Origin of the sequence: Nocardia sp. NBC_00565 (genome assembly GCF_036345915.1) — a bacterium.
GTDB lineage: Bacteria > Actinomycetota > Actinomycetes > Mycobacteriales > Mycobacteriaceae > Nocardia.
On record NZ_CP107785.1, the window covers coordinates 4,040,711 to 4,063,207 of the forward strand.

The 22,497-nt window shown below is 67.3% G+C and carries 19 protein-coding genes and 2 pseudogenes; 1 reads left to right on the forward strand and 20 read right to left on the reverse strand.

Going from position 1 to position 22,497, the window contains the following annotated elements; genetic code table 11:
• Nucleotides 1-50: 50 nt before the first annotated feature.
• The 4 genes and pseudogenes from OG874_RS19375 to OG874_RS19390 all read right to left on the reverse strand — a co-directional run bounded on the left by OG874_RS19375 (nt 51) and on the right by OG874_RS19390 (nt 3,755).
• Nucleotides 51-1,100, reverse strand: coding sequence for an esterase/lipase family protein (locus OG874_RS19375; RefSeq protein WP_330256531.1), 1,050 nt, complete (start codon nt 1,098-1,100; stop codon nt 51-53).
• Nucleotides 1,101-1,162: 62 nt separating this feature from the next.
• Nucleotides 1,163-1,819, reverse strand: a complete 657-nt coding sequence (locus OG874_RS19380) for a PadR family transcriptional regulator (RefSeq protein WP_330256532.1) — start codon at nt 1,817-1,819, stop codon at nt 1,163-1,165.
• A gap of 214 nt (nt 1,820-2,033) precedes the next feature.
• Nucleotides 2,034-3,041, reverse strand: a pseudogene (locus OG874_RS19385) (carotenoid oxygenase family protein); the annotation flags it as partial.
• A gap of 126 nt (nt 3,042-3,167) precedes the next feature.
• Nucleotides 3,168-3,755 carry a TetR/AcrR family transcriptional regulator gene (locus OG874_RS19390; protein ID WP_330256533.1) on the reverse strand — a complete coding sequence of 196 codons (588 nt, stop codon included), beginning with the start codon at nt 3,753-3,755 and terminating at the stop codon, nt 3,168-3,170.
• A 73-nt stretch (nt 3,756-3,828) separates the two neighbouring features.
• Here OG874_RS19390 and OG874_RS19395 point away from each other — a divergent pair, with 73 nt between their 5' ends.
• Nucleotides 3,829-4,674 (forward strand): NAD(P)H-binding protein, encoded by an 846-nt coding sequence (locus OG874_RS19395; protein WP_330256534.1) that lies wholly within the window; start codon nt 3,829-3,831, stop codon nt 4,672-4,674.
• Nucleotides 4,675-4,764: 90 nt separating this feature from the next.
• Here the strand turns inward: OG874_RS19395 and OG874_RS44790 are convergent, their stop codons facing one another.
• The 16 genes and pseudogenes from OG874_RS44790 to OG874_RS19470 form a co-directional block, all read right to left on the reverse strand.
• Complete coding sequence (locus tag OG874_RS44790; RefSeq protein ID WP_442943362.1) at nt 4,765-5,004, reverse strand: CysS/YqeB C-terminal domain-containing protein; 240 nt, start codon at nt 5,002-5,004, stop codon at nt 4,765-4,767.
• A 142-nt stretch (nt 5,005-5,146) separates the two neighbouring features.
• The gene (locus OG874_RS19400) at nt 5,147-5,557 is read right to left on the reverse strand and encodes a subtilase-type protease inhibitor (RefSeq protein ID WP_330256535.1); all 411 of its coding nucleotides are present in this window, start codon (nt 5,555-5,557) and stop codon (nt 5,147-5,149) included.
• A 256-nt stretch (nt 5,558-5,813) separates the two neighbouring features.
• On the reverse strand, nt 5,814-7,496 hold the full coding sequence (locus tag OG874_RS19405) for a primosomal protein N' (protein WP_330257339.1): 1,683 nt from the start codon (nt 7,494-7,496) through the stop codon (nt 5,814-5,816).
• On the reverse strand, nt 7,493-7,822 hold the full coding sequence (locus OG874_RS19410) for a hypothetical protein (RefSeq protein WP_330257716.1): 330 nt from the start codon (nt 7,820-7,822) through the stop codon (nt 7,493-7,495). Before OG874_RS19410 ends, OG874_RS19405 begins: the two co-directional genes overlap by 4 nt.
• 1,309 nt (nt 7,823-9,131) lie before the next feature.
• Nucleotides 9,132-9,494, reverse strand: a pseudogene (locus OG874_RS19415) (primosome assembly protein PriA); the annotation flags it as partial.
• A gap of 145 nt (nt 9,495-9,639) precedes the next feature.
• Entirely contained in the window at nt 9,640-10,851 is a 1,212-nt protein-coding gene (gene metK, locus OG874_RS19420; RefSeq protein WP_330256536.1) for a methionine adenosyltransferase, read from the reverse strand.
• A 299-nt stretch (nt 10,852-11,150) separates the two neighbouring features.
• The gene (coaBC, locus tag OG874_RS19425; RefSeq protein WP_442943413.1) at nt 11,151-12,404 is read right to left on the reverse strand and encodes a bifunctional phosphopantothenoylcysteine decarboxylase/phosphopantothenate--cysteine ligase CoaBC; all 1,254 of its coding nucleotides are present in this window, start codon (nt 12,402-12,404) and stop codon (nt 11,151-11,153) included.
• A 100-nt stretch (nt 12,405-12,504) separates the two neighbouring features.
• Nucleotides 12,505-12,786 carry a DNA-directed RNA polymerase subunit omega gene (rpoZ, locus tag OG874_RS19430; protein ID WP_442943363.1) on the reverse strand — a complete coding sequence of 94 codons (282 nt, stop codon included), beginning with the start codon at nt 12,784-12,786 and terminating at the stop codon, nt 12,505-12,507.
• A 61-nt stretch (nt 12,787-12,847) separates the two neighbouring features.
• Nucleotides 12,848-13,432: a guanylate kinase gene (gmk, locus tag OG874_RS19435; RefSeq protein WP_330256538.1), complete on the reverse strand. Its 585-nt coding sequence runs from the start codon at nt 13,430-13,432 to the stop codon at nt 12,848-12,850.
• Nucleotides 13,433-13,440: 8 nt separating this feature from the next.
• The gene (mihF, locus tag OG874_RS19440) at nt 13,441-13,758 is read right to left on the reverse strand and encodes an integration host factor, actinobacterial type (protein ID WP_040692163.1); all 318 of its coding nucleotides are present in this window, start codon (nt 13,756-13,758) and stop codon (nt 13,441-13,443) included.
• A 604-nt stretch (nt 13,759-14,362) separates the two neighbouring features.
• Nucleotides 14,363-15,208: an orotidine-5'-phosphate decarboxylase gene (gene pyrF, locus OG874_RS19445; RefSeq protein WP_330256539.1), complete on the reverse strand. Its 846-nt coding sequence runs from the start codon at nt 15,206-15,208 to the stop codon at nt 14,363-14,365.
• Between the two features lie 28 nt (nt 15,209-15,236).
• Complete coding sequence (gene carB / locus OG874_RS19450; RefSeq protein WP_330256540.1) at nt 15,237-18,545, reverse strand: carbamoyl-phosphate synthase large subunit; 3,309 nt, start codon at nt 18,543-18,545, stop codon at nt 15,237-15,239.
• A complete protein-coding gene (gene carA, locus OG874_RS19455) occupies nt 18,545-19,684 on the reverse strand; it encodes a glutamine-hydrolyzing carbamoyl-phosphate synthase small subunit (protein ID WP_330257341.1) in 1,140 nt (379 codons plus the stop codon). The genes carB and carA overlap by 1 nt, the downstream gene beginning before the upstream one ends.
• A gap of 23 nt (nt 19,685-19,707) precedes the next feature.
• Entirely contained in the window at nt 19,708-20,202 is a 495-nt protein-coding gene (locus tag OG874_RS19460; RefSeq protein WP_330256541.1) for a PH-like domain-containing protein, read from the reverse strand.
• Nucleotides 20,203-21,504, reverse strand: a complete 1,302-nt coding sequence (locus OG874_RS19465; protein WP_330256542.1) for a dihydroorotase — start codon at nt 21,502-21,504, stop codon at nt 20,203-20,205. It lies immediately after the preceding gene.
• Nucleotides 21,501-22,457, reverse strand: coding sequence for an aspartate carbamoyltransferase catalytic subunit (locus OG874_RS19470; RefSeq protein WP_330256543.1), 957 nt, complete (start codon nt 22,455-22,457; stop codon nt 21,501-21,503). Before OG874_RS19470 ends, OG874_RS19465 begins: the two co-directional genes overlap by 4 nt.
• Between the last annotated feature and the right edge of the window lie 40 nt (nt 22,458-22,497).

Consider the following 22,497-nt stretch of genomic DNA (forward strand, 5'->3'; position numbering starts at 1 on the left):
GGTCCGGGCGGGGTGTCGAAACCTCCGCCCGGCCGCCCGAGCCCCGGCGATCAGGAATGTCCGGCGATGATGACCTCGGGAATGCCGGTGCCGAGCGGCACCGCACGACACGTCGGCGTGGGAGCGTGCGCCGGATCAAGCGCCTGCAGCAGCAGTTCCTGGACCAACGGGTCGTAGACCATGTGGAAGTGACCGGTCTCATCGGCCGCGCAGACATCCTGCAGCGCGATGTTCTCCACACTCGGACCGTGCAATGCGATATTGCTGAACGGCTGGATCATCTCGTCGACCCGGCTGCCGATGGTCACGTAGTGCGGGCCCGGCACGGTGTCGCCGCCCGCGTTGAGCTCGACCATCACCGGCGAACCCTGCACCTGCTGCACCGCCGCGAGCGAGGTGACCATCGAGAAGGCCTGCAGTGCACCCGGAATAGCCTGCGCCACCGGCACCAGTCCGTACATCACCCCGCCGTAGCTCGGGGACGCCAGGCCGATCCACTGACCGATCTTCGGCGCGCCGCCGAGCTTGTTGACGTAGTAGCGAGTCACATTGGCGCCCTGGGAGAATCCGACGAGATCGACCTGGGTGGCGTTGGTCGCGGCCAGCACCTGGTCGACGAAAGCGCCGACCTGATAGGCGCTCATCACGATGTCCTCGGTGCCGTAGGTGTCCTTGCCCGGCGCGCCGCCGTAGTTGAGGGCGAAGACGCAGAAGCCGAGCGCCGTGATCTGCGGCCCGATGGCCGACCAGTCGGAATAGGCCGTGGAATCGGTGCCGTGCGCCAGGATGACCGGGCGGGGATGCGCCGCGGTCGGCTTGCAGTCGAAATTGTTGGCACCGATCGGAACCGCGTTCTTGTGCGTCCTCTGATAGGTCGCGGCGGCCAGGTGGTCCGGCTGGGCGGGGCCGGGCTGGGTGGGGATATCCGGTGGCCGGTATCCGGCGATTTCCGCGCTCACCGGCGCGGTTTCGACCGGTTCGGCGCTCGCTATCGGCGCCGCGCCGGAGCCGAAGAACACGGCTCCGGCCAAGACACCGGCGGACACCACCCGTCCGAACTGTGAACTACCCCAACCCCACGACCCGCTCGGCTGTTCCATATCACAATGATCTACCCGATCGGCGCGAAAACCGCACGCTCGGGCGGCGTTTCACAGTGCCCTTACTTTTCGGGGGCGTCATCCTCGGCGAGAATGCGGTAAAGCGCCTTGCGGGCCTCGGTGAGCACCTCGGCAGCGCGTGTCGCCTGCTGTGGTGTACCCGCCGCGGCGACCTGAGCGGCCGCACCCATCAGCTGTCCGATGAGCGCCCGCAGATCCATCGCCTGGGTGCCGACGTCTTCCTTGACCTCCGCCCAGGGATCGCCGAGTTCGTCACGATGCTCGCTGACGTAGGCCTCGCCCGCGTCGGTGAGCTTCGCGGTCTTGCGACCGGCGACCTTCTCGATGAGCAGCAGCCCCTCGTCCTCGAGCTGCGAGAGCGCGGGGTAGATCGATCCCGGGCTCGGGCGCCAGACATCGTCGCTGCGCTCCTTGATCTGCTGGATCAGCTCATAACCGTGCATCGGGCGCTCGGTGAGCAGCAACAGCACCGCGGCACGCACGTCACCGCGCCTGCCCCGGCCACCGCGGCCGCGCCCACGTCCGAAACCAGGACCGAAGCCGGGTCCGAAACCAGGACCGAAGCCCGGTCCGAACTCGGGTCCGAATCCGTGCCGCCCGCCGCGGCGATGCTGCCGACGACCCGCGTCACCCTCGTCATGCGCCGGCTTGTGCCAGCGGCCACGACCTCTGAATGCTCCGTATTCGATGTTTTCCATGTCAGCCTCCTTGGGCTCTCGTATGTTTCTCACGTTATCGACGATATATCGGCAATGCATCGAGCGCAAGGGTGGCGGCCATCACGAACCGACGAGTCGGACAAACGAATGGGCCGCACATCGGCTGATGTGCGGCCCATGGTGACGGCATCGGCTAGGAACTTGTCGTCGGTACCCAATTCCCGTGGAAGCCCGCCGGAACCCGGTGCGGCAGCGGACCTTCATAGGGCCCGCGGCGCTCGGTGTCGAACATCTTCGGATGTCGCACCACATCGAGGACGATGGTGTTGCCGTCGTCGTAGGCGTTCATCGGATGGAAGACGTAGCAGGGCTCGATATCGAACCAGCGCACGTCGGCATTGTCGCCGTCTCGGGGCATCACACCGATGCGCGCCTGGTACTTCGGGTTCCAGCTGAAGGGGAGCCGGCGGTCCCTCGACACCTTGGTCACTTCTTGCGCGCGCACCGGATCCGGTATCCGAATGCGCCCGATCAAGGCGGAGAGCAAGAGGCGTACCGGAAGTCGCAGTCCGCGCGGCACCATCATCTCCGCGCCCGCGCGCGCGTCGAAGGTGACCGGCAGATCGTAGAAGACCACATACTTCTCGGTCAGCGAGAAATCGTGCATCATCGTCACGCCCGCGACCTCGATATCGACCGAGCGCCGCGCCCGTCCGTCGACCCCGATCACCGAGTATTGGACCTTGTTGCCGCGGCCGAAGGAGTACGAGACCGCATGCAATTCACCGGTATCCGGGTCGCGCTGGGGATGGGCGGTGTAGCCGCCGGTAATGGTGCCGTCGAAGTCGCAGACTCCCACGGTGTCCAGTTCGTCGGTGAGCTCATAGCATTTGATGCCCGCCTCGACCAGTGCGAGGGTGCGGCCCGCATGTCCGATCACATTCGTATTCGCGCCGATCCCGGACGGGCCCCGATAGCCGAGAATCGGCGGTTCCCCCAGCGCCACAACGGTTTCCGGGCCACGCACCCAGCGGTTGCGATACCACTCGGCTTTACCGTCGCGGATCCGGATGCCGTGCACCATGCCGTCGCCGGAGAACCAATGGTAGAGGTCGGGATCGATCTCGCCGATCGGGTTGGGGCCATTGCGGAGATACCGGCCGTTCAGATGGTCCGGGATAGTCCCGGCGACCGGCAGTTCGGTGAGCGTGTATTCCTGCTGGAGCGGGGCGAATCCGCCCTCGAGATATCGGTTGCCCATGACGACCCCTCGTCTCATAACGCTGTTATGCCTTGTAGAATAGCCCCGGTGCCGTCGATCTCCTCGTTTGCATGGTTGACGACCGTACCCGCACCGATGCCTCGATGCGGCGGGCCATCGAAACCGCTATGACGCAAGCGAATCGATCCAGCGCACCAAACGACGCCCCTCGGTGACCATCAGTTCCGGATCACGGAAAGTGTTGGTGAGCAACGAGATTCCCTGATAGGCCGCGAACAGTGCCACGGCGAGTTCCCCCGCGTCGGCGCGGCCCATTGCCGTGAACTGCAGCTCGATCCAGTCGAGCAATGCGCGGATACCAGCCGCCGCCTGATCCAGCCCGTCCATACGTTTGCCCAGTTCCGAGGCTAAAGTCCCAGTGGGACAACCGAATTGCGCCGCGCGGTCACGCTGGTCGACCCAGCCGCGCACCAGCGCCTGCAGCCGCTGCCGCGGGTCATCGTATTGCTCCAGCGCCGCAATGAGTTCCCGCAGCGTCTGCGCGTGCGCGCCGAGCGCGGCCTCGACCAGCTGATCCTTGGTCTTGAAGTAGTAGTAGACATTGCCGACCGGGACCTCGGCGGCCCGCGCGATATCGGCGATCGTCGTCTTCTCGACGCCCTGCTCATGGAAGACCTGGGCGGCAGCGGCGGCGAGGCGTTCGCGCTTGCCCGCCTTGGGCGGCGTGCGCCGACCTTCGACTGAGTTAGTCACACAACTAACTATAGACAAGCCGTCGACTCTTCGGCTACGTTCATTTAGTCAGCCAACTAACTCAGGAGTGAACGTGATCGTAGTGACCGGAGCGACCGGCAATATCGGACGCACCCTTGTGCAGCATCTCGCCGCGGCGGGCGAGCAGGTGACCGCCGTATCCCGCGGCAACCAGGACGTCGCGCTACCGGATGGTGTTCGGCATGAGCGCGCGGATCTCGCCGACCCGGGCAGCCTCTCCCCCGCAGTCGAAAACGCCGACGCGCTCTTCCTGCTCCTCACCGGACCGCAGTTGGTTACCGGCCCGGACCCGGAACGTTTCCTCGATGTCGCCGCGGCGGGCGGGGTCAAAAGGCTGGTGTTGCTGTCGTCCCAGGCCACCGGTACGCGGCCCGGTCTGGCCTCACACGCCCGCTTGCATGCGTTCGAGACGGCCATCCAGCAGTCCGACCTGGACTGGACAATTCTGCGACCCACCGGATTCTTCTCCAACACCTTTGCCTGGATCGAGTCCATCCGTGCCGATGGGGTAATTGCCGCGCCGTTCGCGGATGTGGCGTTGCCTGCGATCGATCCTGTCGATATCGCCGAGGTCGCGGCGAATGTGCTGCGCACAGTAGGGCATTCCGGCACGACCTACGAGCTGACCGGACCCGCCGCGATCAGTCCACGCGAGCAAGCCGACATCATCGCGGCGGCCCTGGATACTTCGTTGCGTTTCGTCGAGTTGACTCGGGAGCAGGCCAGGACCGGAATGCTGCGATTCATGCCCGAGGACGTCGCCGACGGCACGCTGGACATCATCGGCACGCCGACACCCACTGAGCGGCAGGTCAGTTCGGATGTGGAGCGTGTTCTCGGGCGACCCGCGACATCATATGCCGAATGGGCGCAACGCAATCGCGCGATCTTCGGCTGATCGGCGTCGACGGGGAGCGCGGTCGGCAACGCCCGCCAGGCGATCGGGGCCAGCACCACGTGGCGGCGCTGGCCCCGATCGCCGATCTGGTCAGCTCGGGCGGCTACCGATCCGAATCTGCCACTCGCCCTTACGATCTCGCACATCAGCGCCGCGGGCGACCAGCTTTTCGTCCAGTTCATCCACTACGAGCGGTTTCTTTTCGGACACCGCGCGCCGGGGCCGCTTCAACGCATCGATGGCCTCGCCGGTTTCGGGCCGCCCGTCGGTCCGACGCCTGAATTCGGCGCCGTAAGGATCATTCTCGCCGCCCCATGGAGCCGTGCTCACGGAAGGCGGCCCGCTGGCTCGGACACCGTTCGATCACCGCGCACAGGTGTGCACAACCTATGCGCGGCGACCAGTGGATATGCGCCAGCGTGGGTACGGCGCGATCAGGGGCGCGCGGCTATCCCGGCCTTTGTTGCGTGTGTCAGCTGGTGACGAAGTCGAAGACCGGGGTGGTGGCGGCGCGCAACTCGCAGGTATTGCCGAAGGTTCTCTGCCACTGGAAGTTTTGGCCGCGCCATGTACCGGCGGCGGTCGCGGTGACCGGGTCGTAGATCTTCGTGCAGAAGACGCCGGGATCACCGGCGAGTTTGTCGAATGCGCCGCCCGAGGTCGCCAGCGCGGCGCACGCCTCGACCGACGCGGGGTGGCTACCGCCCGCTGGATCACACGTCAGCGTGACCTGCTCCGCCGTCGGACTCTGCGCCTCCCCTTTGCTGACGCTCAGCGATAGCTCGGACTGCCCAGGATCAGCACCTGCCGGTGCCGCACATACTCCAGCGGCGGCAACCGCAAGGCAGATGGTCGCGACGGTGCGAAGCGAGTTGCTCATCATTGTCCCACTCAACCACAGCGCGCACCGCACCACGCTCGGCCGCCACAAGTTGGCGCATCCGCCGCAAATCGCGCAGACAAACCTCACCGAGTCGCACAGCGTCTGCCTTGTGCACGGCAACTGCTGGACATCCATCGACGACCAACGGAACGATGCAACATGACGCTGCCAAGATCAGTCGGCACGTCCGCCGGGAGTGTCGCGCAGTCAGGGCCGCGAGCGGATCTAGTGGTTTGCGGCGTGGCCTGAGGTGGGGTCAGCCGATGTCGACGGGGTCGATTTGGACGCGGAGGGGGGCGTCGGAGCGGTGGGTGCTGCGGATGGCTTGGGCGGCGGTGAGGGCGCGGGCGAGGGCGGCGCCGGAGGTGCGGTTGACGCGCAGGAGCATGCGTTCGACTTCGGCGGGGGAATCGCCGCCGTCGAAGGGTTTGCGGGCGCCGGGCGGCAGTGGGACCGGGCCGAGGAGGTCGACACTATCCGGAAGCTTTGCGGCGGAGAGCAATTCGGCGATGGACGCCGAGGTGCCGTCGATGGCGGCCATGCGAACGGCGGGCGGGAAGCCGACCTCGGCTCGACTCGCCACCTCGGCGCGGGCGTGTCCGAGCGGATCCCACCGCAACAGCGCCTGAACCGTGGGCAGCGAAGGTTCAGCCATGACGATGACCTGGCCGTGGTTGCGGACCAGAGTGGCGGCCGACATCCAGCGGCGCAGTGTGTCCTCGGCGGCGCGCAGGTCCGCGCGGCTGAGCAACGCCCAGCCGTCGAGCAGCAGCGCGACACCGTAGCCACCGGGCAGCACCGGTTCGGCGCCGACGGTCGCGACGATCACCTGCGGGCCCGGTTCCACCGAATCGAGCACCGCGCCGCCGCTGGACCCTCGGATCGGCACGCCGGGAAACGCGCGACCGAGTTCCTCAGCGGTGCGGGTCGCCCCGATCACCACCGCGCGCAGCGCACGGGAAGCACAGGCCGGACAACGGAATGCGGCCTCGGTGATGCCGCACCAGCGGCACGCGGGACTGTGCGCGGTTTCGCCGCGATGTCCGGCCCGCCCGTCCGGCAGGGCAAGTGGGCCGTTGCAGTGCCGACATCGTGCGGGCGTACGACATTTCGCACAGGCGAGCGCCGGGATGTAGCCGCGCCGCGGCACCTGCACCAGCACCGCCGCGCCTTCCGTCAACGCCGAACGCGCCGCCGCGTATCCGACGGCGGGAATGCGAACGGCCCGCGCGACGGGATCACGCTCCATCGCGATATCGGAGTCGCCCGGCGCACTGATCCGCGGCGAAAACTTGCGCACCACAGCACGGTCGGCGACCAGATCGTGCGCCCATCCCGAATCGACCACCGCCTGAATCTCCGCCGTCCGCGCAAATCCCCCCGCCACGAATGCCGCCCCGGTCTCGTGCGCCCGCAGCATCGCGACTTCCCGCGCGTGCGGATAAGGTGCACGCGGCTCGGCATAGGTGTCGTCCCCGTCGTCCCAGATCGCGATCAACCCGAGATCACGCGCGGGCGCGAACACCGCACTCCGCGTTCCGACGATCACCCGCGCGGTCCCCCGCAACGCCGCGAGCCACCGCCGATACCGTGCCGCGGGCCCCAACCCCGCCGCCAACCCCACCGCCGAATCCCCCACCAGCTGAACACATTCCGCCAACACCCGATCCAGATCACGCTGATCCGGCACCATCAGAATCGCACTCTGCCCCCGCCCGGCAACCACCGCCGCCAACTCCGCCAACCGCCGCGCCCACTCCTCCCCCGGCACCGCCTGCCAACCCGCCCGCACACCCTTCCCCTCCCCCAACGCCCCCACAAACGCCCCCCCATGCACATACCGCTCCCACGCCCCCAACTCCACCCCGGCCCGACCACCAGATTCGCCAGCGACTTTTGCCCCCTGGGCTGTACCGCTGGCGCCAACACCCGCCGTCATGGCAGCACGCGAATCCCCCACTGCCGCACCGGATCCACCCACCGATGCGCCACCAGCCCCCTCACCGAGACCGACCGAATGCACCGCCACAACGCCGCCCGAACCATCGGCGCCGCCCGCAGCATCACTCGAGCCCGCAGCCTCACCCACACCGCCAACAAAACCAGCCGGACCGCCCACAGCATCGCCCGACCCGGCCGCATCACCGGAAGCACCACCCGAACCAGCCGACCCGCCCACACCGCCAACAAAACCAGCCATGCCACCCGCGACGCGGCCCGATCCAGCCGCGCCGCCCGCAGCACCACTCGAACCCGCAGCCTCACCTACAACCCCGACGGAATCAGCCGCGTCGTCCACGGCATCGTCCGATCCAGCCACACCGCCCTCAGCACCAACCGAACCAGCCAGTGCCGCGTAATAGGAAGTCGACGACACCACCGAAGACGTCGATGAAACAGGCAAGGCCGCAGCGGATGTCGCGGTTCCGGTCACCGAGGCACCGCCACCCGTCCCGGGCCGCCGCACGACACTCACATCCTCGGGCGAATGCACTTGTGCGCTGTCCGTATCGCCACCCGAACCGGGCGCGCCATCCGCAGCACCACCCGAACCACCCAGCACAACTGCGGGATCGACGGCCAACGGCGCCGCCGGAGACGGCACTGAAACAGGCTGGTTCGCAGCGGATGTCGCGCTCTCGGTCATTGAAGCGCCGCCGCACGACCCGAGCTGCCGCCGCACGACGTCCGCGTCCTCGGGCAAATGCCATTGTGCGCTGTCCGTATCACTACCCGAAACGGTCGCGCCATCCGCACCAGCCAGCGCGACTGAGGGACCGGCCGCTATCAGTGGTACCGCCGAAATGGGCGCGGCCGCGACGGAAGTCGCGCCTCTGGTCGCCGAAGCACCGCTGCTGGACCCGAGCTGCCGCGAGTCGATGCCCGCAGCGGCCCCGGGCGGATGCACTTGCGCGCCATCCGCGTCGGCACGCACAACCGGAGCGACGGATGACGATTCCGAGGAGCACGGTGCGGCCACGACGGCCGCCGTTTCTCCGGAGCCGGCTAGTGCCGAATCGATCGAGGAACGGCCGCTCGATACGCCATGTTGAAGTGCCGCGGCGGTGTTGACGGTCGGTTCAGACGAATGCGCCTCTGCGTCTGCCTGCACAGTCGCGTTGCCAGCGGATGATCCCGACGACCGCGACGCAGCCTCAGCCACCCCAACACCCACAGCCCCGCCCGAACCGGCCGGTGCCAGATCGCCCGATCCACCACGCTCAGCCGCCTCGGCAATGGTGGCCGGATTGGGCAAATGCGCTTGGGTATCAGCCGTGTCGGCTTGCGCCGCTGTCTCGTCGGCAACAAATTCCGCGGAATATGTTGCCACTGCGGGGGCCCCGGACTCGGCGGCCGCGTGAGTACGATTCGGCGGTGCAGCGCGCGACTTTGCGGAACTGGCGGCGCGGATGTTCGAGGTCGAGGCGCGGGCAGTATCCGATTCAGCCGAGGATGTCGACGCCGTATCGGCACGCTCTGCCGCAGCTTGGGCAGAATCGGCACGCCGTGTCGACACTTCGGCCGTATCATCTTCTGCCCCTGCAGATTTCATCGCCTTCTTCGCGTCCGCACTCTCCGTGCGGGCGTGGCGGGGTGGGATGGCCAGGCGCAGGACGTCGGAGCGGGTGCCCGCGTAGCGGGTGGCGACGGTGGTGGCGAGGCGGAGGATTTCTGGAGTGAGGACTCGTTCGGGGGACACCACGCGTTCGAGTTTCACCAGTTTGCCGGTGTGGTCGCTGTGCGCGAGGCGGGCGAGGAGATAGCCGTCGACCAGGCGGCCCGCGAAACGGACACGCACTCGAACACCGGGCTGGGCGATAGCGTCCAACTCCGGGGGGACCAGGTAGTCGAAGTCGCGGTCGAGGTGCGCGGGTGAGAGCAGCGGGAGCACCCGTGCGATGGGGTGTCCCGCTGCTGTCGCCGCTCCCGCGGACAGGTCCGCGGGAGCGGCGGTGAGGTCCGCTGTGGATTCGTGCACGCGGGCCCGAATTACCTACCGGCCGACGGCCGCGCGCAGCTTATCCGCACGCATCAGGCAGAGCCTCCCACGGCAGGTCGACGTATCCATAGCCAGCTATCTCCTACAGTCCGACGGCCGCGCGCAGCTTATCCGCGCGGTCGGTGTGCTCCCACGGCAGGTCGACGTCGGTGCGGCCGAAGTGGCCGTATGCGGCGGTCGGCGCGTAGATCGGGCGCAGCAGGTCGAGATCGCGGATGATCGCGCCGGGGCGCAGGTCGAAGACCTCGGTGATGGCCGTGGCGATGCGCGCCGGGTCGACCTTCTCCGTGCCGAAGGTCTCGACGAACAGACCGACCGGCGCGGCCTTGCCGATGGCGTAGGCGACCTGCACCTCGACACGGTCGGAGAGTCCGGCCGCGACGACATTCTTGGCGACCCAGCGCATGGCGTAGGCGGCCGAGCGGTCGACCTTCGACGGATCCTTACCGGAGAACGCGCCGCCGCCGTGGCGGGCCATGCCGCCGTAGGTGTCGACGATGATCTTGCGGCCGGTCAGGCCCGCATCGCCCATCGGACCGCCGAGCACGAACTTGCCGGTCGGGTTGACCAGCAGCCGGATATCGGAAACGTCCAGCGTGGGCAGATCGAGATCGGCGAGCACCGCGTCGACGACCTTCTCGCGGATATCGGGGGCGAGCAGGTTGTCCAGGTCGATATCGGCCGCGTGCTGGGTGGAGATGACGATCGTATCGAGGCGAACCGGACGGTCACCGTCGTACTCGATGGTGACCTGGGTCTTGCCGTCCGGGCGCAGGTACGGCAGCACGCCCGACTTGCGCACCTCGGTCAGGCGGCGGGAGAGCCGGTGCGCCAACGAGATCGGCAACGGCATCAACTCGGGGGTTTCGGTGGTCGCGTAGCCGAACATCAGGCCCTGGTCACCCGCGCCCTGCCGCTCGATCTCGTCATCGGATCCGGCGGTGCGCGCCTCGTGCGAGGTGTCCACGCCCTGTGCGATATCCGGCGACTGCGCGCCGATCGCGATGTTCACACCGCAGGAGTTTCCGTCGAAACCCTTTGCGGACGAGTCGTATCCGATCTCCAGGACCTTCTCGCGAACGATCTTCGGGATATCCGCATACGCCGAGGTGGTCACCTCGCCGGCGACATGGACCTGACCGGTGGTGACGAGGGTTTCCACCGCCACTCGGCTGCGCGGGTCTTCCGCCAGCAGTGCGTCGAGGATGGAATCGCTGATGGCGTCACAGATCTTGTCCGGATGACCTTCGGTCACGGACTCACTGGTGAATAGGCGGCTGCCGGACGTGGGCACAGTTCTTCCCTCTCCCTCAACGGGTTACTCGTGTCGGGTTGCGACAGTAACGCGATGTCGCCACCGCACAACCCTTCATCTCAGACTATTCCAAACCACTGACGCGATGGGTGTTGCAGCACGCAACTGTCTCAGACTATTCGAATCATCGGCGTGTCGGGCCGGGGCTCCAGCCTCCAACACATCCAACCAGTCTGGCGCGATCAATCGACCAGCGTAGTCATCGCCTCAGCAGTGTTTTCGCATCGACGCCCAATAATGGACGCGATGCCCTACCAATCCAATCGCCACAAGGGGTCTCAGCGCAACAGCGGACCGAGCGCGTCCAGCACTCGACTCGCCAGCAACGCCTTCGACCCGTGGTCGAGCGCCTGCTCGGTGCCGTCGGCACCGAGTAGCCAGCCGTCGTTGGTATCGACCTCGAACGCCTTGCCTTCGCCGACCGCGTTCACGACCAGCAGGTCACAGCCCTTGCGCGCCAATTTGGCGCGCGCGTGCGCGAGCACATCACCTTGCTCGTCACCGGTCTCGGCGGCGAAGCCGACGATCGCGGTGCCGGGTAGCTGACCGTCGCGCCGCAACTGGACCAGTCCGGCGAGGATGTCGTCGGTCTTGGTGAGCGGGATCACGTCGGGCTCGTTTGCGCCCTTCTTGATCTTGGCGGCGGCCACCGTGGTCGGCCGGAAGTCGGCGACGGCCGCGGCCATGATCACCGCGTCCGCGCCGAGCGCGTGCTTCTCGACGGCGGTCTTGAGCTGTTCGGCGGTGGTGATGTGCACCAGGTCGACGGCGGCCGGTGCGGCCATCTCGATGGTGTTGCCCGCGATCAACGTCACATGCGCGCCGCGCTGCGCGGCGACCCGTGCGAGCGCGTAGCCCTGCTTGCCGGAGCTGCGATTGCCGAGGAAACGCACCGGATCCAGCGGTTCCCTGGTGCCGCCCGCGGTGATCACCACGCGACGGCCTGCCAGATCACGCGGAATGGCGTCGGCGCGCTCCAGCAGCAGCGTCGCGAGCCCGAAGATCTCCTCGGGCTCGGGCAACCGGCCGGGACCGGTATCGGCGCCGGTCAACCGGCCCGACGCGGGTTCCATGACGATTGCACCGTGCGCGCGCAGCGTCGCGACATTGGCGATGGTCGCCGGATGCTCCCACATCTCGGTATGCATCGCGGGCGCGAACAACACCGGACATCGGGCCGTCAGCAGCGTGGCGGTGAGTAGATCGTCGGCGCGGCCCTGTGCCGCACGCGCCATCAGATCGGCGGTCGCCGGGGCGATGACCACGAGGTCCGCCTCCTGGCCCAACCGCACATGCGGCACCTCGGGCACGTCGGTGAACACATCGGTGTGCACCGGATTACCGGACAGTGCCTCGAAAGTTGCCTTGCCGACGAACTGCAGCGCCGACTCGGTGGGGATCACCCGAACCTGGTGCCCGGTCTCGGTGAACCGGCGCACGATCGAGCAGGCCTTATACGCGGCGATCCCTCCGCCGACGCCGACGACGATCCGTGTGCTCACTACGCCTCCGGCTCGCTGATCCCCGCATATACGGGGAGAATGACGACCATCCGGGTGGTTACTACGCCTCCGGCTGGATCGTCCCCGCTGGCGCGGGGACCTCGGACTGCGACGAACACGAGCGGGTTTCCTACTCGCCTTCGGAATGCTCGAGCAGGTCGGAGTGGATCTCACGCATCGCGACCGATAGCGGCTTCTCCTGCAGACCCGGTTCGACCAGCGGGCCGACGTACTCGAGGATGCCGTCGCCGAGCTGGTTGTAGTAGTCGTTGATCTGACGCGCCCGCTTGGCCGCGTAGATGACCAGCGCGTACTTGGACGAGGTGCGCTCCAGCAGCTCGTCGATCGGCGGGTTGGTCAGGCCGATCGGAGTGTCGTATGCGGGAACGGGCTTGATGTCCGAACTGCTCACTGAGAAGGCTCCTGCGTGGCTCGGGTTCTTCAGGACTGGGGCCGAATTCGGGATCGCGGGGTCACGAACTCGAATTTGTGCTAACGAACAACGATACCAACTGCTCACAGGCGCTGGTCACCTCGTCGTTCACTATGACGATGTCGAACTCGTCACAGGCCGCCAATTCGGTCCTGGCGGTTTCCAACCTGCGGGCGATCACTTCGGGTGATTCGGTGCCGCGCGAGGTCAGCCGGGATACCAATTCCTCCCAGCTGGGCGGGGCGAGGAATACCAGCAGTGCCTCCGGGATCGCCTTGCGTACCGACCGCGCGCCCTCGAGGTCGACCTCGACGAGCACCGGTAGGCCGGCGGCGAGCCCGTCACGCACCGGTTGGGCCGGGGTGCCGGAGCGCTGTAGTCCCCCATGAATGTCAGCCCACTCGAGGAGCTCGCCCGCCGTGATCATGGCGTCGAACTCCTCCCGGGACACGAACCGGTAGTCGCGGCCGTCGATCTCTCCGGGCCGGGGGGCCCGAGTAGTCGCCGACACGCTGAAGACCAGTTGGGGAAGTCGCTCGCGGACGCAACGGACCACGGTCGACTTACCCACGGCCGAGGGGCCGACCAGTACAACCAGTCGACCCTTCCGCGTGTGTTCGACCACCTTGGTGGTCAGGCGAAGTCGAATCGGGCGAGCAGCGCCTTGCGCTGCCGATCACCCAGTCCGCGCAGACGCCGGGTGGGGGCGATCTCCAGCTCGCTCATGATCTCCGCCGCCTTGACCTTGCCCACCTTGGGCAGGGCCTCCAGCAGCGCCGACACCTTCATCTTGCCGAGAATCTCGTCGGATTCGGCATCGGTGAGGACCTGCTTCAGGTCGGTGCCGCCACGCTTCAGGCGCTCCTTGAGCTCCGCCCGAGCACGGCGAGCGGCAGCCGCCTTCTCCAAAGCAGCGGCGCGCTGCTCGTCAGTCAGCTGGGGAAGGGCCACGGTTCCTCCGTCTCATCGTTCATTGCATCAACTCCTGCCGGTAACCCAGCAGTCTCAGCGACCGTACCCACGACGTTGCTCGATTGCGAACCCACCCCCCAGGTCAGCGCATGATTCGCCGATGTCGTAGGGGCGTTCCCGGCGGGATGCGCACAGCGCGTCGATCGCTGCGGTGATCCTACCGCCGATATCGCGAAATGCCCCGCTAGCAGGGCGTTTTCATGGATTCCGCACGTTAGCGGAATGGTTGCCGCAACCAGCCGCATCGCGCCAGCAACCGGTCACTTGTCCGACCTGGAAGTTTCTAGGAATTTTCCGCGTGTCGCGTCGTCCTTGCGCGTGTCGGGGCAGGTTTCGACGGATTCCGGCCCGATTCGGGGCATCGACCGGCGGGCTCACACGACCGCGGCACCGTGTGCCGTTCAGCGTCCTCCTGGGCCGTTCCGAACCGCACGACGCAACCGGGAACGCCCCAGCGCCGCGAAATCGACGCAGCAGGGCACACAGCCACCAGACATGGGCGTCTGCGCCACGCTCAATGGAACTCCCCGCCCCGAAACGCGAAATGGACCGACGCCGAAGCGCCGGTCCATCGCAACCCGCGTCATCGCCGCAGGAAGGCGAACTCCTCCTGCAGCGCACTCAACTTGGCACGCAGTGCCGAGACCGACGGTCCGGCACCCAGCACCTCGCGGGACGCGGCCGGTACCACGGCGTGCAGCATCTGCTCGCAGACCAGGCCACGGATGGTTTCCCCCCCGCCGCCCTGGGCCCCGACGCCGGGCATCAGGATCGGCCCGTTCAGGGCGGAAAGGTCGGGGACCTGCGTGAGGGTGGCGCCGACGACGACACCCACCGAACCGAACTCCTGCCCCGCATTACACTGCGCCGCCGCGTCGACCATGGTCTGGGCGATCGTGCGACCGTCGCCGCCGTGTGCGAGTTGTACCTGCGCCCCTTCGGGATTCGAGGTGGCGGCGAGTACGAACACACCGCGGCCGTTGGCCTCGGCCAGCGTCAAAGCCGGTGCGAGGGAACCGAATCCAAGGTACGGCGATGCGGTCACGGCATCCGATCCGAGCGGACCGTCACCGAGCCAGGCACGCGCGTAAGCATCCATGGTGGAGCCGATATCGCCCCGCTTGGCATCGGCCAGCACCAGGGTGCCCGAGGCCCGCAGCACCTCGATCGTGCGCTCCAGCACCGCGATCCCACCGGAACCGTACGGCTCGAAGAAGGCGACCTGCGGCTTGATCAGCGCGACTCGGCCGTCGAAGGCCTCGACGCAGATCTCGGCGAACTTCTCGACGCCGTCGACATCGTCGGTGAGACCCCACGATTCGAGCAGGCCGGGATGCGGATCGATACCGACGCACAGGGGGCCGAAATGCCGCATGGCGTGCTGCAATCGGCTCCCGAACGCCTTCTTGTGCCCGATTCGATGCAGCATATCGGCTCCTTCGTCGGTCATCGCCGCCTCAGCCACGCAGCACCGAATGCAGTTCCTGCAGGGAACGCACCCCGATCCCGCCGGTGATGGTCGCCTCGATGCCCTGCACGGCGGCAGCCGCACCCTGCACCGTGGTGATACACGGGATGTTCACCCCGACCGCCGCAGTGCGGATTTCGTAGCCGTCGATGCGCGGCCCCGAATTGCCGTACGGGGTGTTGAACACCATGTCGACCTCGCCGTCACGGATCTGCTCGACGATGGTCGGCTGGTCGGCCGGACCCTCCTCCGAGTGCTTGCGCACCTGTTCGCAGGGAATTCCGTTGCGGCGCAGCATTTCCGCGGTGCCCTCGGTGGCCAGGATGCGGAAGCCGAGGTCGTGGAGGCGCTTGACCGGGAAGACCATGGCCCGCTTGTCCCGGTTGGCGATCGAGACGAATACGGTGCCCTCGGTCGGCAGCGAGCCGTAGGCGGCGGCCTGGCTCTTGGCGAACGCGGTGCCGAAATCGGCGTCGATGCCCATCACCTCACCGGTGGACTTCATCTCCGGCGAGAGCAGTGAATCCACGCCGCTGCCGTCGGCCTTGCGGAACCGATGGAACGGCAGGACCGCTTCCTTCACCGCGACCGGGGCGTCGAGCGGCACATGACCGCCGTCGCCCTCGCTGGGCAGCATGCCCTCCTTGCGCAGTTCGGCGATGGTCGCGCCCATGGTGATCCGCGCTGCCGCCTTCGCCAGCGGCACCGCCGTGGCCTTGGAGACGAACGGAACCGTCCGGCTCGCCCTGGGATTCGCCTCGAGCACGTAGAGCACATCGTCCTTGAGCGCATACTGCACATTGAGCAGGCCCTTGACGCCGATACCCTTGGCCAGCGCGATGGTGGACCGGCGCACCGCCTCGATATCGCTGCGGCCCAGGGTGATCGGCGGCAGCGCGCAGGCCGAGTCGCCGGAGTGGATGCCCGCCTCTTCGATGTGCTCCATCACACCGCCGAGGTAGACCTCGTCACCGTCGCAGAGCGCGTCCACGTCGATCTCGATGGCGTCTTCCAGGAACCGGTCGACCAGCACCGGATGTTCGGGGCTGAGCTCGGTGGCCCGGGAGATGTAGCCCTCCAGCGAGCCCTCGTCGTAGACGATTTCCATGCCGCGCCCGCCGAGCACGTAGGACGGGCGCACCAGCACCGGGTAGCCGATGCCCGCGGCGATCTTCTTGGCCTGGGCGAAGGTGGTCGCAGTGCCGTACTTCGGCGCGGGCAGGCCGGCGGCGACCAGCACGTCACCGAATTCGCCGCGGTCCTCGGCCAGGTCGATGGCGGCGGCGCTGGTGCCGACCACCGGGACACCGGCGTCGGTGAGGCGCTGTGCCAGCCCCAGCGGGGTCTGTCCGCCGAGCTGCACGATCACGCCGGCGACGGTGCCGGATTCGGTCTCGGCGTGGTAGACCTCGAGCACATCCTCGAAGGTCAGCGGCTCGAAGTAGAGCCGGTCGGCGGTGTCGTAGTCGGTGGAGACGGTCTCCGGGTTGCAGTTGACCATGACGGTCTCATACCCGGCCTGCGACAGCGTCTGTGCCGCGTGCACACAGGAGTAGTCGAACTCGATGCCCTGGCCGATCCGGTTCGGGCCCGAACCCAGGATGATCACCTTGTCGCGCTCGCGCTGCGGCGCGACCTCGGATTCGGCGGCGGGGTCGAGCTCGTAGGTCGAATAGTGGTACGGGGTCTTGGCCTCGAACTCAGCCGCGCAGGTGTCGACCGTCTTGAAGACCGGACGAATGTCCAGCCGGTGCCGCAGTACGCGCACGCCGGTCTCACCCGCCAATTCCGGTCGCAGCGCCGCGATCTGACGGTCGGACAGGCCGTAGTGCTTGGCTCGACGCAGCAGCGGCTCGTCGAGCACGGGTGCGTCGATGACCGACTGGCGCAGCTCGACCAGGCCGGCCACCTCGGCGACGAACCAGGGGTCGATGCCGGAGGCCTGCGCCACATCCTCGATGCTCGCGCCGAGCCGCAGTGCGCGCTCGACCTGATAGATGCGCCCCTCGGTTGGGGTGCGCAGATCCGCCAGGATGGCTTCGGCATCGGACCACTTGCCGTCGTCCTGGGTCCAGAAACCTGCGGCCTTGGTCTCCAGCGAGCGCAGCACCTTACCGAGGGCCTCGGCGAAGTTGCGGCCCAACGACATCGCCTCGCCGACCGACTTCATGGTGGTGGTCAGGGTGGGGTCCGCGCCGGGGAACTTCTCGAACGCGAACCGCGGTGCCTTGACCACTACATAGTCCAGCGTCGGCTCGAAACAGGCCGGGGTTTCCTTGGTGATGTCGTTGACGATCTCGTCCAAGGTGTAGCCGATGGCCAGCTTGGCGGCGATCTTGGCGATCGGGAAACCCGTCGCCTTGGAGGCCAATGCGGACGAACGCGAGACTCGCGGGTTCATCTCGATGACGATCAGACGGCCGTCGGCCGGGTCCACCGCGAACTGGATATTGCAGCCGCCGGTATCGACACCGACCTCGCGCAGGATGTCGATGCCGAGGTCGCGCAGCTTCTGGTACTCGCGGTCGGTCAGCGTCATGGCGGGCGCGACGGTGACCGAATCACCGGTGTGCACGCCCATCGGGTCCACGTTCTCGATCGAGCAGACCACCACGACGTTGTCGCGGCTGTCACGCATCAGCTCGAGTTCGTATTCCTTCCAGCCCAGGATCGATTCCTCGATGAGCACGTTCGCGGTGGGCGAGGCGGCCAGGCCGCCGCCCGCGATGCGATCGAGATCCTGGTCGTTGTAGGCCATGCCGGAGCCGAGGCCGCCCATGGTGAACGACGGCCGCACGACCACCGGAAAGCCCAGTTCCGCAACGGTGTCGCGGACCTCGGCCATGGTGTGGCAGACCCGGGAGCGGGCGCTCTCGCCGCCGACCTTCGCGACGATGTCCTTGAACTTCTGCCGGTCCTCACCACGCTGGATGGCCTCGAAGTCGGCGCCGATCAGCTCGACGTTGTACTTCTGCAGCACACCGCGCTCGTGCAGGGCGACAGCGGTATTGAGCGCGGTCTGCCCGCCAAGAGTCGCGAGAATGGCATCGGGGCGCTCCTTTTCGATGACCTTCTCGACGAACTCCGGGGTAATCGGCTCCACATAGGTGGAATCGGCGAACTCCGGGTCGGTCATGATGGTCGCCGGGTTGGAGTTCACCAGCGATACCCGCAGGCCCTCGGCCCGCAGCACCCGGCACGCCTGGGTGCCGGAGTAGTCGAATTCGCAGGCCTGGCCGATGACGATCGGGCCCGAGCCGATCACCAGGATATGTTTGAGATCCTCGCGGCGAGGCATCAGGCTCCTTCCATGAGACCGGCGAAACGGTCGAAGAGATAAGCGGCGTCATGGGGTCCGGCGGCGGCCTCCGGGTGGTACTGCACCGAGAACGCGCGGCCGTCGACGAGACGCACACCCTCGACGGTGCCGTCGTTCGCACAGACATGGCTGACCTCGGCCTTACCGAACGGGGTGTCGAACTGCTCCCCCATCTCGCCTTCCAGCGCGAAGCCGTGGTTCTGCGCGGTGATCGAGATGCGGCCGGTCTCGTGCTCGACGACCGGGATATTGATGCCGCGGTGACCGAACTTCATCTTGTAGGTCTTGCGGCCGAAGGCCCGGCCGAGGATCTGATTGCCGAAGCAGATGCCGAACAACGGCAGACCCTTTTCCAGCACACTCTGGGTGATCGCGACCGCGCCGTCCTGGGTGGCCGGGTCGCCGGGACCGTTGGACAGAAAGACCCCGTCGGGCTTCAGTTCCAGGATCTGGTCCAGCGAAACGGACGAGGGCACCACGTGCACCCGCATGCCGCGCTGGGCGAACATGCGCGGGGTGTTGGTCTTGATGCCGAGGTCGACCGCGACGACGGTGAAGCGCGGTTCACCGGTGGGCTCGATGGTGTACAGCGATTCGGTGCTGACCTCTTCGGCCAGGTCCGCGCCGAGCATCGAGGGCTGCCCGTTGACCCGGGCGAGCAGTTCGTCGGCGTCGGCCAGTGCGGAACCGGAGAAGATGCCCGCCTTCATCGAACCGCGAGTGCGCAGATGACGCACTAGCGCACGGGTGTCGATGCCCGCGATGCCGACCACGTGCTGGCGGTCCAGTTGATCCTGCAGAGTGCCGGTCGAGCGCCAGTTCGACGCGACGCGCGAGGCGTCGCGGACCGCGTATCCGGCGACCCAGATCTTGCCGGATTCGTCATCCTCGTCGTTCCAGCCCGTATTGCCGATCTGCGGGGCCGTGGCCACTACGATCTGGCGGTGATAGCTGGGGTCGGTGAGGGTCTCCTGGTACCCGGTCATCGCGGTGCAGAACACCGCCTCACCGAGCGTTTCGCCGACCGCGCCGAAGGCCGTGCCGCGGAATACCCGGCCGTCCTCCAGTACTAGAGCCGCTTCTTTCGGCCCTCCCGTCGCCCGACCACCGCCCCTCATCGCATCGCTGCGCGATCCTGCGTTCATTCGTCGTCTCCCGTCATCGCCCTGGCCCACGCCGGGTACACCGTCTTGTCGTCACCTCGGAAACCGGTATCTACCTCGGTTCCGGTCGGCAGCTTCCAGCGAATTACCAGCACACCATCTTCCGTCATCACCTTGCCCGCATGTCCGCGTTCGGTCCGCACGGCCGTGATGGATTCCTGCGGAATCCAGATCACCGTCGCACCGTCGCGTTCGAGCAGAATCCCCCGTTCGAACCGCGTGAGTTCCGCTGTGGCCCGGAAACCCAAGTCACCCACCGCGATCCGGTCCTGCCAGCTGGGCGCGATGGTGCTGCCGAGATAGAGTCCCGTGGTCGGTTCGAGCACCTGAGCGCCGAGATCACCCGGCACATCCGGTAGTTCGCCGATGCGGGCTGCCTGGCGCGCGGAACGATTCTGCCAGCCTCGGTACATCAGCCAGACGCACAGCGCGAACAGCGCGAGCAGACCGACCACCCACAGCGTTCTTTCCACTTACCGACCTCCCACCGCCTTGCCCTCACGGGCGGTTACCCGGCCTCGCAGCAACGTCGTCGTCACTCGAGCCGGGAACGTCATGTCCTCGAACGGCGTATTTTTCGAAATGCTGGCGAGCTCGGCGGCGCGCACCGTCCAGGTCGCATCCGGATCGACCAGCGTGAGGTTGGCCGGTTCGCCGACCTCGATCGGACGGCCGTGGCCGTCGAGTCCGACGATCTCGGCCGGACGCTCGCTCATCACCCTGGCGACACCGCGCCAATCCAGCAGGCCGGGTTCGACCATGGTCTGCACGATGATCGACAGCGCGGTCTCCAGGCCGAGCATGCCGGGGCGGGCGGCGGCGAATTCGCAGCACTTGTCCTGTTCGGCGTGCGGGGCGTGGTCGGTGGCGACGCAGTCGAGGATGCCCTCGGCCAGTGCCTGCCGCAGGGCGACGGTATCGGAGACCTCGCGCAGCGGCGGGTTCACCTTGTTGACCGCGTCGTAGGTCTCCAGGCGCGAATCGTCGAGCAGCAGGTGGTGCGGGGTGACCTCGGCGGTGATCGAAATGCCCTGCGCCTTGGCCCATTTCACCAGGTCGACGGTGCCGGCGGTGGAGGCGTGGCAGATGTGCACGCGGGCACCGGCGTCGCGGGCCAGCAGTGCGTCGCGAGCGACGATCGACTCTTCCGCGGCGCGCGGCCAACCGGCCAGGCCGAGGCGGGCGGCGGTCGGACCCTCGTGCGCGACCGCGCCCTTGGTGAGGCGCGGCTCCTCCGCATGCTGGGCGATCAGCACGCCGAGCGAGTTCGAGTACTCCAGCGCGCGGCGCATGAGCAGCGGGTCGTAGACGCAGTGGCCGTCATCGGAGAACATGCGCACCGCGCCGACTCCGGCAGCCATGGTGCCCATTTCGGCGAGTTGCTTACCTTCGAGGCCGACGGTGACCGCACCCACCGGGTAGACATCGACCAAACCGATTTCCTGACCGCGCCGCCAAACATGGTCGGTGACGACCACCGAGTCGGCGACCGGGTTGGTGTTGGCCATGGCGAAAACCGCGGTGTAGCCGCCGAGTGCCGCTGCGGCGGAACCGGTTTCGATGGTCTCGGTGTCCTCGCGGCCGGGTTCGCGCAGATGCGTGTGCAGATCGACGAAGCCAGGCAGCAGGATCTCGCCCCGCGCCTCGATCACCTCGGCGTCGGCGCCGACGTCCAGACCCGTTCCGATGGCGGCGATTACGCCGTCACGCACCAGTACGTCGACCGGCTCCCCCTCGCCGTACGGGCGAACACCCTTCAGCAGCAGCTCGCTCATGCCACCGCCTCCTGGGTGCCGACCAGCAGCCGGAACAGCACGGCCATCCGCATATGCACTCCGTTCGTCACCTGTTGCAGGATCGCCGCCTGCGGGGAATCCGCCACGGGCGAGGCGATTTCCATGCCGCGCAGCATCGGACCCGGATGCAGGACGACCGCGTGCTCCTCCAGCAGTGCGAGCCTGCGCTCGGAAAGCCCGTAGCTGACCGAATATTCGCGGACCGACGGGAAGAAGCCGCCGTTCATCCGCTCCTGCTGCACCCGCAGCATGAGAACCGCGTCCGCGCCCGGCAATTCGGCGTCCAAGCTGTGCGAGATCCGGGCGGGCCAGGTCTGCGCGCCGACCGGCAGCAGCGTGCGCGGCGCGACCAGCACCACCTCGGCGCCAAGAGTATTGAGCAGGAAGACATTCGAGCGCGCGACCCGGCTGTGCAGGATATCGCCGACGATGACGATCCGCTTGCCCTCGATCTCGCCGAGCCGCTGACGCAGCGTCAAGGCGTCGAGCAGGGCCTGAGTCGGGTGCTGATGGGTGCCGTCGCCCGCGTTGATGATCGCCGGGCCCGAGCGGCCCTCGGCCAGTGCCCAAGTATCCATCCAGCGCGCGATCTGATGGGCCGCACCGGAAGCCGGATGCCGAACGATGAGCGCGTCGGCGCCCGCCGCGTGCAGGGTCAGCGCGGTATCACGCAGCGATTCGCCCTTGGACACCGAGGAGCTGCTGGCGCTGACGTTGATCACATCAGCGCTCATCCACTTGCCCGCGACCTCGAAGGACACGCGCGTGCGGGTCGAGTTCTCATAGAACACCGTCATCACGGTGCGCCCGCGCAGCGTCGGCAGCTTCTTGACCTCGCGGCCGAGCAGCGCCTGCTCGAAACGTTGGGCCTCGTCGAGCAGTTCCGTGGCAGCTGCGCGGTCCAAGTCGGTCACCGTCAGCAGATGTCTCACGACTGCGCCTCGCTGACGCTCGGCTCCGTCGTTCGGCATG